Source organism: Nonomuraea jiangxiensis (assembly GCF_900099965.1).
In the GTDB taxonomy this organism is placed as follows: Bacteria; Actinomycetota; Actinomycetes; order Streptosporangiales; family Streptosporangiaceae; genus Nonomuraea; species Nonomuraea jiangxiensis.
In genome coordinates, this window is sequence record NZ_FNDJ01000012.1 from 147,052 (window position 1) to 160,208 (window position 13,157).

The 13,157-nt window shown below is 73.8% G+C and carries 11 protein-coding genes; 7 read left to right on the forward strand and 4 right to left on the reverse strand.

Annotation, left to right across the window (positions count from 1 at the left end):
• From BLS95_RS26105 to BLS95_RS26125, 5 genes are all read left to right on the forward strand, one after another.
• Positions 1–1,029: an NACHT domain-containing protein gene (locus BLS95_RS26105; protein ID WP_090936442.1), complete on the forward strand. Its 1,029-nt coding sequence runs from the start codon at positions 1–3 to the stop codon at positions 1,027–1,029.
• On the forward strand, positions 1,014–2,531 hold the full coding sequence (locus tag BLS95_RS26110) for an NACHT domain-containing protein (RefSeq protein ID WP_090936445.1): 1,518 nt from the start codon (positions 1,014–1,016) through the stop codon (positions 2,529–2,531). Before BLS95_RS26105 ends, BLS95_RS26110 begins: the two co-directional genes overlap by 16 nt.
• A gap of 152 nt (positions 2,532–2,683) precedes the next feature.
• Positions 2,684–3,751 carry an IclR family transcriptional regulator gene (locus BLS95_RS26115; protein WP_090936448.1) on the forward strand — a complete coding sequence of 356 codons (1,068 nt, stop codon included), beginning with the start codon at positions 2,684–2,686 and terminating at the stop codon, positions 3,749–3,751.
• The gene (locus BLS95_RS26120) at positions 3,744–4,904 is read left to right on the forward strand and encodes a cytochrome P450 (protein ID WP_143043869.1); all 1,161 of its coding nucleotides are present in this window, start codon (positions 3,744–3,746) and stop codon (positions 4,902–4,904) included. Before BLS95_RS26115 ends, BLS95_RS26120 begins: the two co-directional genes overlap by 8 nt.
• Before the next feature lie 143 nt (positions 4,905–5,047).
• Entirely contained in the window at positions 5,048–7,120 is a 2,073-nt protein-coding gene (locus BLS95_RS26125; RefSeq protein WP_176993388.1) for a protein kinase domain-containing protein, read from the forward strand.
• Between the two features lie 155 nt (positions 7,121–7,275).
• On the opposite strand, the gene BLS95_RS26130 is transcribed toward BLS95_RS26125, so the two are convergent.
• From BLS95_RS26130 to BLS95_RS57000, 4 genes are all read right to left on the reverse strand, one after another.
• Positions 7,276–8,181: a D-isomer specific 2-hydroxyacid dehydrogenase family protein gene (locus BLS95_RS26130; RefSeq protein ID WP_090936456.1), complete on the reverse strand. Its 906-nt coding sequence runs from the start codon at positions 8,179–8,181 to the stop codon at positions 7,276–7,278.
• Positions 8,182–8,269: 88 nt separating this feature from the next.
• Complete coding sequence (locus tag BLS95_RS26135; protein ID WP_090936459.1) at positions 8,270–8,890, reverse strand: bifunctional 4-hydroxy-2-oxoglutarate aldolase/2-dehydro-3-deoxy-phosphogluconate aldolase; 621 nt, start codon at positions 8,888–8,890, stop codon at positions 8,270–8,272.
• An 88-nt stretch (positions 8,891–8,978) separates the two neighbouring features.
• Positions 8,979–9,608, reverse strand: coding sequence for a response regulator (locus BLS95_RS26140; RefSeq protein WP_218135986.1), 630 nt, complete (start codon positions 9,606–9,608; stop codon positions 8,979–8,981).
• Positions 9,605–10,669: a sensor histidine kinase gene (locus BLS95_RS57000; RefSeq protein ID WP_143043870.1), complete on the reverse strand. Its 1,065-nt coding sequence runs from the start codon at positions 10,667–10,669 to the stop codon at positions 9,605–9,607. The genes BLS95_RS26140 and BLS95_RS57000 overlap by 4 nt, the downstream gene beginning before the upstream one ends.
• Positions 10,670–10,757: 88 nt before the next feature.
• Between BLS95_RS57000 and BLS95_RS26150 the strand changes: the two genes are divergently transcribed.
• On the forward strand, positions 10,758–11,972 hold the full coding sequence (locus BLS95_RS26150; protein ID WP_143043871.1) for an MFS transporter: 1,215 nt from the start codon (positions 10,758–10,760) through the stop codon (positions 11,970–11,972).
• Positions 11,973–12,056: 84 nt separating this feature from the next.
• Entirely contained in the window at positions 12,057–13,151 is a 1,095-nt protein-coding gene (locus BLS95_RS26155) for a hypothetical protein (RefSeq protein WP_218135987.1), read from the forward strand.
• The last annotated feature ends 6 nt before the right edge of the window (positions 13,152–13,157 follow it).

Below are 13,157 nucleotides of genomic sequence, written 5' to 3' on the forward strand. Positions count from 1 at the left end.
GTGGCGTACATCAGCCTGTCGGTGACCGCCACCCGGGCCAGATCCGCGCACGAATCCTGGCACGACGCGCCGGACGAGCCCGCGACCATGCGGGCGGAGAGCGCGCTCGGACAGGGACGCCGGACGCTGCTGCGGGGCGAGGCCGGCGGCGGCAAGAGCACGCTGCTGCGCTGGCTGGCGATCAGGGCCGCCCGGGGCGAGTTCGAGGGCGAGCTGGCCGAGTGGAACGGCTGCGTGCCGTTCCTGGTGAAACTGCGCAGCTACGCCGACCGCGACCTGCCCAGGCCGGAGCAGCTGCTCGACCTGACCGCCGGCGCGCTGTCCAGGCTCATGCCGCCCGGCTGGGCGCACCGGCAGCTCGCCTCCGGGCACGCGATGCTGCTCGTCGACGGCGTGGACGAGCTGACCGGCGCCCAGCGAAAAGCGATCAGGCCGTGGCTGCGCGGGCTGCTGGCCGAGTTCCCGGCGATCCGGGTCGTCATCACCAGCCGCCCCTCCGCGGCCCGCTCGTCGTGGCTGGAGGAGGAGGGCTTCGCGCCGGCGTTCCTGGAGCGGATGACCCCGACGGACACCCGGGCGCTGGTCGAGCAGTGGCACGAGGCGATCAGGAGCAGTCCGGACCTCCCCTGCCCGCCGGAGCAGCTGCCCGTGGTCCAGGAGCGGCTGATGTCGCATCTCGACAGCGCGCCTCATCTGCGCTCGCTCGCGGCCACGCCGCTGCTCGCCTCCATGCTGTGCGCGCTCAACCTCGACCGGGCCGCGCAGCTCCCGCCCGACCGGATGGGCCTGTACGCGGCGGCGCTGGAGATGCTGCTGGAACGCCGGGACGCCGAACGGGTCATCCCCAGTTACGGCGAGGTGCGTCTGGACCGCTCCCAGAAGGTCCAGGTGCTGCAGGAGCTGGCCTGGCGGCTTTCCATGACCAACCGGGTGGAGCTCGGCAGGCCCGCGGCACTGGCGTGGGTGGAGAAGGTCGTCGCGGCCATGCCCCGCGTCACGGCCACGGCGCGCAGGTGCTGGACTACCTGATCGAGCGGAGCGGCGTGATCCGCGAGCCGGTGGAGGGGCGGGTCGACTTCGTCCACCGGACCGTGCAGGAATACCTGACGGCACGGGCCGCGGCCGAGGTCGGGGACGTGGAGCCGCTGGTGCTCAACGCCCATCGCGACCAGTGGCGCGAGGTCGTGGTCATGGCGGCCGGGCACGCGAACGCGCCGCTGCGGGAGGAACTGCTGGACGGGTTGCTGACCCGGATGGCCGCCGAACCCCGCCACCGGCGGCGGCTCAAGATCGTGGTGTGCGCGTGCCTGGAGACGCTGCCGGCGGTGCCCGAACGCCTGCGCGAGGCGGTGGACCGGTGCCTGGACGATCTCGTCCCGCCCCGCGACCTGGCCACGGCACGGTCGTTGTCCCTCGCCGGCCAGATCATCCTCGACCGGTTACCGGCCGACCTGCGCGGGCTGTCCCCGGCCGCCGCCCGCGCGTGCGTCACAACGGCTCACCTGATCAACGGCCCCGCGGCACTCGACCTGCTGGCCCGCTACGCGTCCGACGACCGGGTCAGGCGAGCGCTGGTCGAGGCATGGCGCTACTTCGAACCGAACGTCTACGCCGACCGGGTGCTCTCCGCCATGGAGACGCCACCCGAGCGGCTCATCGTGGAAACTCCCGGCCAGCTGAATGCCGTACGCGGGCTTCCGCCGCAGCGGCGGATCCACCTCAATGTCGTCAAGGTGCGTGATCTCAGTCCGCTGCTCGCCCATCGCGAATCCCTCGTCGGGCTCACGCTGAACTCTGATCTCAGCGAGGCGGACCTGGAGGTCGTCAGCCGGCTCAGCGCCTTGACGGAGCTCACCATGGTGGGCGTGGGGGAACTCGGCTTCCTCACCGGTCTTCGTCACCTCACCGGTCTGTTCCTGGCGAACATACCGTCCGTGACGGACTTCTCCCCCCTCAGCGGCCTCACCGGCTTGCGGGAGATCGTCATCGTCGGGGCCGCTTCACTGACGACGTGGGACTGCCTGCCGCCGCTCCACTCCCTGTCGGAGCTGTCGCTCTCCGAGGTGCCGGTGGTGACGTCCGTGCGCGAGATCGCCGAACGTGCGCCACGTCTCCGGTCCTTGCACCTGGGAGAATATGACAGTCTGGCGGACCTGGACGCGGTTTCCGGGCTCAAGCTCGATCGGCTGTCGCTGCTGGACATTCGCGCGATCGACGACATCTCCGCTCTCTCTGGATGTGGCACGCTCACCTGGCTGGATCTGCAGAGAATCCCGGTGCACGACCTCCGGCCTCTCGTCCACCTCGACCGCCTGACCCATCTCGACCTCACCGGCTGCCCCGCGCTGCGCGATCTCTCGGCGCTGGCGCAGTTGGGCTGGCTGCGCACGCTCCATCTGAGCGGCGCGCCCGCAGGGCTCGACCTGGCGCCGCTGGCCGCGAACCCCCAGCTGGAAGTGTGGATCAAGACCGGTCAGGAGGTGCGCAACGGCCACCTGCTCGGCAGACGCCTCAAGCACTCCACGTACTGACTCCACCGCCGGTGGGCGAAGTGGCGGTGTCCATTCATGCCGAGATCGTCAGGCTACGCTGAGTATCGGGGACGCGCTGAGGGGTAGGCAGGAAACTGTAAAGGCGCAGCCCCGGGAGACCTTTCGCTCCCTGGAGAGGGAAAGGGACGTTCATGCCGGGGAAGACCGTGAGCCAGCAGGAGCCGCTCGACCCCGCCCGCGCGGCGGCGCAGCCGGGCAGCCTGGAGCGGGGCATCGACATCCTGCTCGCGCTGAGCGCGGCCACCCACCCGCTGACCCTGTCGCAACTGTGCCGCAGCACGGGGCTGCCCAAGTCGACCGGGCACCGGATCCTGGGCGTGTTGTGCGTGCGGCAGCTGGCCCGGCGGGTGGGCAACGGCTACCTGCCCGGCGAGCTGCTGGCGACGATGGCGGGCCTCACCCACACCCGGGTGCCGGGCACCCGCCGCACGGTGCTGCCCTTCCTGCTCTACCTGCACGAGACCACCAGGCAGACGGTGAACCTGGCCGTGCCCTCCGGCCTGGAGGCGCGTTACGTCGAGCGCCTGTACGGCCACAACCGCGTCGCCTCCCGCTCCGACGACCTCGACCGGGCCCCGCTGCACTGCACGGCGACCGGCAAGGCGCTGCTGGCCTTCGACGCCGGGCTGCGTCAGGGGCTGCTGGCGCGCGGCACGTTCGAGCGCGCGACCTCCCGTACGATCACCAACCTGGCGGCGCTGGAGCGGGAGCTGGCCCAGGTCCGCCGTAACGGCCTGGCCTACGCCCGGGACGAATACACCGAGGGTGTGGCCTGCGTGGCTGTTCGGCGATCACCGGGCCGGAACGTTCCATTGGCTGAAACCTCGATTGCGCCCGCGGCCCGGCGGCGATCACATCGACCTATGAACCTCCCTCGCCCTCCGGGACTTGAGACCGCCCGCCGGGCGACGGCACCGCCCGCCCGCCGGTCGACCTCACCGCAGGCCCACCGGGTGAAGGCGCCGCGGGCCCACCGGGCGACCTCGCCGCAGGCTCGTCGGGTGATGATGCCGCAGGCCCGGCGGGTGACCTCGCCGCAGGCCCGCTGCGTGATGGCGCCGCAGGTCCGGTGGGTGACGGCGACGCACGTCCGTGGGGCTATGGCGGCGGAGGAGGCGCCCGCGGTCGTCCGGGACCGGGCCCAGCCGGCTCCGGGCTCGTGGGCGCCGGCCGGACCGCGGACGGCCCCGCGTGCCTAGGGGGCTGCCCAGGGCCACCGTGCTGGAGAACCTGCGACTGGCGTCCCTGCTCGCCTCGCCGGGCCCGCCGCACCTCCTGCTGGAGCGTGACCCGCTGCGTTCCCGCGCGCTGCTGACCGACCTGGAGTCCCGCTACGGCGGCCGTCCCGTCCTGGTCCGCGGCCGGCGCGGCCCCGCGCTGCTGATCCTGTCCAAGCGGGACGCGCTGCGGGTCGTGTCCGCGGACGACGCTTACGCGCCGCCGGCCGAGCCACACGCCGCCGGCTTGACCTCGGACGTGCTGCGCCCGGCCTTCCTCGAGATCGCCCGGGAGGAGGCCGGGCACCTGACCAGCGGCGTGGTGGACCACCCGCGGCTGAGCGCCCGCTGGGAGCGGGTGGCCCGGCGCTGCGTCTACGGGGACGGCGCCGCCGCGGACGAGGAGCTCACCCGCCTGCTGACGGCCGTCACGCGGGCGGGCAGGCGGCGCGCCCACCGCCGGGGACGGCGGTCCCTGCGGCGGCGGGAGATCCTCTCGGGCCGCTACGACGCGCGGCTCATCGACCACCTGCGCCGCGCCGAGCCCGGCAGCCTGGCCGGCCTGATCGCGCGGGCCCCCGACGCCGAGTCACGCGGGCTCATGCAGGCGGCGTTCTGGCTGATGGGGTTCGGCGTGGCCGCGTCGGCGCTGACGCACACCCTGGCCCTGCTCGCCGCTCACCCCCCGCACCGCAAGGCGGCCCGCTCCGACCCCGACTACCTGCGGGCGTGCCTGCACGAGGGGATGCGCCTGTGGCCGGCGGTCCCGGCGCTGGCCCGCGTCACCACCGCCGACACCTCCTGGTACGGCACCACCCTCCCGGCCGGCCGCACCGTGCTCATACCGGTCGCGGCACACCAGCGCAACCCGCGCCTGCCGTACGCGAACACGTTCGCGCCCGAGATCTGGCTGGACGGGACCGCGGCGAGCGAGTGGTGGGCCCAGCCGCCCTGCGCGGGAGTGCACCTCACGGTCACGATCGGCACGGCGTTCCTCAGTGCCATCCTGCGTGACGCCCGCCCCAAACCGGTCGGGCGGGTGCTCTCGCCGCACCGCCCGCTGCCGCACTCGCTCAACCTCTCGCGACTGCGCGTCACCATGCGTCCCGTGCTACGCAGGCCCGTCTCCGGTTGAGCGGGAAGCATGCCAGCTCAGGCCTTGTGGCCAACGGAGAGTCCCGTCCTCCGTTAGAGTCTGGGGGTACAAACGGGTTGCCGGGCGGCGGAAACGGTTCGGGTTGCTGCGGAACGATGAGCCGGGTGGAGGAGCGGTTCGGGTTGAGACAGGATCAGGACGGCGAGAGGACGGCGACGTTGGGGCGCTCCGCAGGCAGTCCACTACAGCCGGATGATCCACCGGCGATCGGCCCCTACGAGCTGATCAGCCGTCTCGGCTCCGGTGGCATGGGCGTGGTCTATCTCGCCAAGACCGCCGACGGCCCGCGGGTGGCGCTCAAGGCCATCCGGCGTGACTTTACGGCCGACCCGGTCTACCGGGCGCGCTTCCACGAGGAGGTCTCCAACGCCCGCAAGGTGGCCTCGTTCTGCACGGCGCGCGTGCTCGACCACGGCGAGGACCGTGGGCGGCTCTACCTCGTCACCGAGTACATCGACGGCATCTCGCTGGAAGACCACCTCATCGAGCATGGCGCGCTGTCGCCTTCCGTGCTGCACGCGGCGGCCGTGGGCGTGGCCGCCGCGCTGACCGCGATCCACGCGGCGGGGCTGGTGCACCGCGACCTCAAACCGGCGAACGTGATGCTGACCCTGGCCGGGCCCCGGGTGATCGACTTCGGGCTGGCGCGGTCGACGCGGCACGTGGACTCCCGGCACACCAACGCCGGCATGGTGATGGGCACGCCCGGATGGATCGCTCCCGAGCAGGTCTTCGAGGGGCGCACCAGCCCGGCGGGTGACGTGTTCGCGTGGGGGTCGCTGATCGCGTACGCGGGGCTCGGCGGGCATCCGTTCGGGGAGGGCGACGCCTACGTGATGGCGGCCAGGGCCCGCACCGCGCCGCCCGACCTGCGCGGGCTGCCCGCGCCGCTGGACCGGCTGGTCGCGGCGGCCATCCACCCGGACCCGGCGCGCCGGCCGGCCGCCCGGCAGCTCCTGCTGGAGCTGGTGGGGGCGGCCGACGAGCCCGCGGCTCAGCTCGCCGCGACCAAGCACCTCACCAACGCGTGGAACCCTTCGGAGTTCGGGCCGCTGATGCCCGGCACACCGCCGCCCCCGATGCCGCCGCCCGACCGCACCGGTCCCGTCCCCGGCGCCGCTCACCCCCAGCCGCCCCGCCCGCCCGAGGGCCGCGGCCCCCAGCCACACCCCGAAACGTCGGGCCGCGTCCCGAATCCCCACCCGGAGACCTCCGGCCGCATCCCACAGCCGCACCCCGAGACGTCGGGTCGCATCCCGCAGCCGCATCCCGAGACCTCCGGCCGCATCCCGGGCCAGCCGCCCCGTGCCGAGACGTCCGGCCGTATCCCGCAGCCGCACCCCGAGACGTCGGGTCGCATCCCACAGCCGCACCCAGAGACGTCCGGTCGCATCCCGCGGCAACCGCCGCAGGCCGAGCGGACCGGGCCCACGAACCGCGGGCCGCAACCGCCGCCGCTCGTGGAGCGCACCGGCCCCACCAACCGGGGGCCGCAACCACCGCCGCACGCCGAGCGGACCGGCCCCACCAACCGGGGGCCGCAACCGCCGCCGCTCGTGGAGCGGACCGGGCCGATGCCGATCGTGCAGATGCCGCTCCCGCACCAGACGGGACCGATGCCGAGCGTGCGCGCGCCGCTGCCGCCCCAGGCCGGGCAGGGGCCGCTGCCGCACCACTCCACCACCGGCCCGGGCCCCCTCCCGCGCTACCGGCCGCCCCGGCCCAGGCGCGGCGTGGTGACGGGCTGCCTGACCGCGCTGGTCATCGTGATCGTGCTGCTGGTGCTGCTGATGGCCGCACTGATGTGGATCTTCCGCACCCCGCCCGCCGGGGCGAACGAATCCGTCCAGGACGGCAGGCTGAAGTTCGCCGTCACGGACACGAAGTGCCCCAAGCCTCCGAAGACCGCCACGAAGCGCACCTGCCAGGTCGGGATACGGGTCGACAACGTCGGCCCCGAGGCCAGGGTGCTCTATCCGGCTCAGCAGAAGCTCATCGACGAGGACGACGAGCCGTACCCCGGCACCGGGCTGCTCGACAGCCACGGCAAGCAGATCACGCCGATCCGCATCGAGTCCGGCCGCTCGTTCACCGGCACGCTGGTGTTCCAGCTGCCGAAGGACCGTGCCCCGGCCAGGCTGGAGGTCCACGACTCGGCGCTGAGCAGGGGAGCCGACGTCACCCTGGACAGCTGACCTCGGCCCGCACGCATCCCGGACAACTGACCGCGGCCCGCACGAATCCCGGACAACTGACCGCGGCCCGCGGGCACCGGCCGCACCGCAGGCGGTGACGCCGGCCAGGCTGCCCGGCCGGGGATCGCTTCCGCGTCAGAAGCCCTGGGACCGCGTCAGAAGCCCTGGGACGGGGAGACCACACCCTCCAGCGGGGTGCCGGTGCGGAAGCGGTGGACGTTCGAGGTGACCCGTTCGGCCAGGCCACGCCAGTAGGCGCCGCGCGGGTTGGCGCAGTGCGGCGTGATCAGTACGTTGTCCAGCGCCCACAGCGGATGGCCGGTCGGCAGCGGCTCGGGGTCGGTGACGTCGAGTGCCGCGCCGCCGATGTCGCCCGCGCGCAGCGACGCCACCAGGTCGTCGGTCACGACGAGGCTGCCCCTGGCGACGTTCACCAGCCAGGCGTCCTCGCGCATGAGCGCGAACTCGCCCGCGCCGAACATGCCCCTGGTCCCCGCCGTGGCGGGCGCGGAGACGACCACGTAGTCGGCCTCGGGCAGCGCCTCGCGGTAACGGGCGCGCGGAACGACCCGGGTCGCGCCCGGCACCTCACCACTGTCGGTGACCGCCACGATCGGGCACCCGAACGGCTCCAGCATCCGGATCAACGCCCGCCCGATCCCGCCGCACCCCACGATGGCGACCGTCGAGCCCACGAACTCCCGGGACTCGTTCGGCCCCCAGGAGGTGGCTCTGGCCAGCCGGTACAGCCCGCGCGCCGCCGCCAGCATCAGGGCCAGCGCGTGCTCGGCGACCGGCACGGCGTACGCGCCGGCGGCGGCGGTGAAGACCGGGTGATCGGCGATGACCCCGGCGTCGGCCCACCGCTCGACGCCCGCGTGCGGGAGCTGCACCCAGCGGATGCCGTCGTGCAGCATCGACCGGATCTCGTCGGGGTCGTCGTTGCCGAAGTAGACGATGGCCTCGGCCTCCTCCAGCGGCACGACCCGCCCGCCGGCCCGGCGGACGGCGTCGATGAGGACGGGCACCGGCTCGGGGCCCACGTGGATGGCGACGGTCATCGTGAATTTCTCCTGGTGTCCGAGGTGCTGGGGAGACGGCGGGACGGGGGCGGTGGCCGTCACGCGGGGGGCGGCGCGGGTGTGCCCGTCAGCGTGCCTGCGCGAGCCTGGCCAGCAGGGCGGTGACCCGCTCGCCCGCCGCCCGCGCCCCGCCCGAGGTCAGCGCGGAGCCCATGCCGCAGGCCACGGCCCCCGCCGCGATCCATTCCGGCGCGTCGTCGATCGTCACGCCCCCGGTGGGGATCGCGGGAACCTGCGGCAGCGCCGCCCGTACGTCCCGCAACCACGACGGCGACACCACCGACGCCGGGAAGATCTTCACCGCGTCCGCGCCCTCCTCCAGGGCCCGTACGATCTCCGTCGGGGTCGCCGCGCCGGGGAATACGGGCACGCCGTAGCGGTGCCCGGTGCGGATCACCTCGGGGTGCAGGCTGGGTGAGACGAGGAAGCGCGCGCCCGCCTCGACCGCGGCGCGGGCCGCCGCCGCGTCGAGCACGGTGCCGGCGCCCACGAGCGCCCGCGGCCGGCGCTCGGTGAGCCGTGCGACGGCGGTGAGGGCGCGCGGCGTGGTGAGCGCCACCTCCACGGCCCTCAGCCCGGCCTCCAGCACGGCCTCGGCCGCGGCCACCGCCTTCTCCGGCCCCGTGGTCCTGACGATCCCGAACACCCGCTGCTCGGTGACGGCCCGGACGATCTCCCAGCGGTACATGACTCCCCTTCTGCCGGCGGAGACTCTCCCCCGGCCTCGGTGAACGGGTCCCGCGCGGCCGAGGTCGGTCCCTGACCGGGACATCCAATCATCCCTGTACGACGCCCGAACTCCAGGCCCAGGCCGCGATGCCCACCCGGTTGGAGGCGTTCACCTTGCGCTGGACGTTGGCGACGTGCGTCTTCACGGTGCCGGGGCTGATGAAGAGGGCGGCGGCGATGTCGGCGTTCGTGTGGCCGCGGGCCACCAGGCGGGCGATCTCCAGCTCCCGTTCCGTCAGGGCTTCGCGCAGGGGGTCGGGAGCGGGGACGCGCAGGTGGCGGAGCAGGCGTACGGTGACCTGGGGGCTGATCAGTGTGTCGCCGGCCATGGCGGCCCGGATGGCCTCCACGAGCAGCGCCGGGCCCGAGCGCTTGAGCAGGAAGCCGCAGGCGCCGTGGCGCAGCGCGGCGTGCACATAGTCGTCGAGGTCGAACGTCGTGACCACGATCACGCGCGTCTCCCGGGCGAGCAGCCGGGTGACCTCCAGGCCGTCGCGCCCGGGCATGCGGATGTCGGCGAGGACCACGTCGGGCTTGAGGTGCCGGGCCAGGTCCACCGCGCGCATCCCGTCGGCGGCCTCACCGGCGACCGTCATGTCCGGCTGGGAGTCGATGATGAGCCGGAACCCGATCCGTACGTCGTCCTGGTCGTCGGCGACGAGCACGCGGATGCTCACGCGGGCAGCACGGCGGCGACCCGCCAGCCCTTCCCGTGGGCGCCCGCCGTGAGGGTGCCGCCGGCGGCGGCGAGCACTTCCGCCAGTCCGGCCAGCCCGTAGCCGCCGTGCCTGGCCGGGTCCCGGGGTCCGGCGCCGCCGTCGTCCTGGACGCATATCAGCACCGTGTCCCCTTCCCTGGTGATCGCGACCTGGACGGTGGTGGCGGCGGGCGCGTGCCTGCGGACGTTCGTGAGGGCCTCGGTGACCACCCGGTAGGCCGCGGCGGAGGTCTCCCTGGAGACGCCGGCGGCGTCGATCGACAACTCCACCCGTACGTCCGGCGAGAAGCCGTCGGCCAGCGCGGGCAGCCCGTCGATGCCGGGCGCGGAGCTCCTGCCGGGCTCGTTGAGCAGGTGAACCGTACGGTCCAGCGAGGCCAGCGCGCGCAGGCCGCCGTCCTCGATGCGCCGCAACGCCTCCGCCACCGGCGCGGGCAGCGCCGGGACCAGCCGCGCGGCCTGAGCCTGCACCAGCATGCCGCTGACGTCGTGGGCCACGAAGTCGTGCAGGTCACGGGCCAGGGCGAGACGCTGGTCGCGTACGGCCGCCGCGACCGCCCGATGGCGCTGCCCGTCGAGGGAGCGCAGGTAGAGCCCGGCCACGGCGGCGCCGGCCGCGCCCAGCGACCAGCCCGCGCAGGCGGCCAGGACCAGCGACGGCGGGCCCGGCCACACCATCCTGAGCAGGATCACCGAGATCGCCGCCCCGGGCACGACCGCCGCCGCGGGCGCCCGCCGGGCGGCCAGCGTGGTCAGCGCGAGCAGCACGGACAACTCGGCGAACAGCCACCAGGTCGCCCCCGTCGTGCCGGTGAGCGGGTGGGCCAGCGTGACGGCGATGGAGGCCACCCCGCCGGCGACCGCGGCCCGGGCGGGCGGAATCCGCGCGACCACCGCGGCGACCCGCCTCCAGGAGAACGACCCGCCGCCCACCGAGCCCGGCCCTCCGCCCACCGAGCCCGGCCCTCCGTCCGGCGAGCCCGGCCTCCCGTCACGCGGTAACTCCCCGATGCGGCCCACGTCCCCGACTCTAGAACGTCGGCGGCCTCCCTTGACCGCTCGCCGACCCTGAGTAACCCTGAAGCGGGAATCGTTGGGGGCAGTGCGCGTGAGGCGTCCATTCATCATCTTGCTGGCCGCCAACGCCGTATCCGTAACCGGAAACATGCTCTCCGTCCTCGCCGTCCCGTGGCTCGTGCTGGACACCACGGGGAGCGCCGCGCTCACCGGGCTGGCGGCGTTCGCCACCGCCTTCCCCATGATCGTCTCGGCGGCCTTCGGCGCGACGATCGTGGACTGGATGGGCTTCCGCGGCGCGAGCGTGCTGTCCGATGTGGCGAGCGGAGTCCTCGTCCTGACGATCCCGGTGCTGTCCCTGACGATCGGGCTCTCCTATCCTGCCCTGCTGCTGCTCCTCTTCGTACGCTGGCTGGCCGCCACTCCGGGGGAGACCGCGCGCAAGGCGATGCTGCCCGACCTCGCCGAGCTCGGCGGGGTCCGGATCGAGCGGGCCACGGCGGCCTACGACGGCATCTACCGCGGCGCCACGATGGTGGGCGGGCCACTGGCCGGTGTGCTCATCCTCTGGATCGGTCCCAGCGCGCTGCTGTTCTTCGACGGGTTCACCTTCCTGCTGTCCGCCGCCCTGGTCGGCGGCGGGATCCCGGGTTCCCGGGGCCGGGTACGGGAAGCGGGCAGGTATCTCGGTGACCTGCGCGACGGGTTGACGTTCCTGTGGCGTGACCGGCTGCAGACGAGCGCGACCGCGATGATCGTGGTCACCAACATGCTCGACACGGGCATGACCCAGGTGCTGCTGGTCCTCTACGCCCGCGACGTGGCCGGCGATCCGCGCGCGTTCGGCCTGCTCACCGGCGCGCTGGGGGCGGGCGCGGTGGCCGGGACGATCGTCTACGGCGCGGCCGGGCGCCGATTACCCCCCAGGCTCACCTTCGGGTGGTGCTTCCTCGTGGCCGGGGTGCCGCGCGTGCTGGTGCTGGCGCTCGGCGCGCCGTTCCCGGTGGCGCTCGCCGCCGCCGCGCTGTCCGGGTTCGCGGCCGGTGCGATCAATCCCATCCTCGGGGTGCTGCAGTTCGACCGGATTCCCGCTGAGTTGCGGGCGCGGGTGCTGGGCGCGATCACGGCCGCCGCCTATGCCGGGATGCCCATCGGCGGGCTGCTGGCGGGCTCGCTCACCGAGCTGACCGGTCTCACCGTCACGCTGTTCGCGTTCACCAGCGTCTATCTGGTGGTGTCCGTTCCCCCGTTCGTCGTCCGGGCCTGGCGGGAGCTGGATCAGTCGTGTCCCGCGCATCCCCCATGAGGCGGATTCGCCCCGCGATGAGCCCCGTGCGATCCCCCGTTCGGCGGATGGGCCGGAAGGGGCCGCCGCAGCAGGCTGATGAGCATGGACGACAACACATCGAAGGCCCGCTGGCCGAGGCGGGTGACGTACCTGGCGTGCGCCTGGTCGGTCCTCTACGGCGGGCTGGCGCTGCACTGGGCGCTGGGCGGCTCCGGTTTCCCGTTCGGTGAGGGCGACATCCCGGACGCGCGGGCGGAGTCGTTACTCGGCTCCGCCACCGCGGCCGGGACGGCCCCGGTCATCGCCGGGCTCTGCTTCGCGGGCGCGCTGCTCGCGCTGCTCATGGCCACCGTACGGCTGCGCGGCCCCGCCAGGGCCGTGATCCTGGCCGCCGCGTGGGCGGGCGCGTTCACCCTGCTCGCCCTGATCCCCGACGCCCGGATCCTGGCGGCGGCCGGATACGCGCCGGTCTTCCTGGCCGGGCTGCCGTTCGGCTGGCCGGAGGCGGACTACTTCCGGCTCGCCTTCCCCTGGCCGGTCCAGAACCTGCTGCTCTGCCTGCTCGGCGGCCTGCTGTGGACCGGCGCGGCGCTGGCCTGGCAGCGGCGCACGCGCGGTGCGTGCGAGAGCTGCGGCCGCTCCCCCATCGCGTCGGCCCGGTGGACGAGCCGCGAGTCGGCGGCGACCTGGGGAAAGTGGGCCGCTTACACGGCCTTCGCCGTGCCGCTCTTCTACGCGGCGGTGCGGTGGGCGTGGGCGCTGCGGATCCCGGTGCTGTTCAGCGAGCGAGAAATCGCGGAGCTGCACGCGTCGGGCCTGGTGTGGGGAGGTGCGGGACTGGCGACGGTCGCGGCGGCCGGCGGGGCGCTCACGCTGGGGCTGGTCCAGCGGTGGGGGGAGATCTGGCCGCGGTGGACGTTGTTCCTGGCGGGACGGCCGGTGCCGCGGGCGTTCCCGTTGGTGTTCGCCTCGCTGGTCACGGCGGTGCTGGCCTCCGCGGGCGTGCAGGCGGCCCGGCTCACCGACTGGGGCCACCCCTCGGCCTGGCTGGCCAACCCGATGGCCTACTGGCCCGTGTGGGCGCTCTCCCTCGGCCTGGCCACGCTGGCCTTCCACTACCGGACCCGGCCCGAGTGCCGCCGCTGTCAGGCGGCCGACCGGCTCAGCGACAGGGCCTCGGTGATCGGGGACTCATGAGTCCAG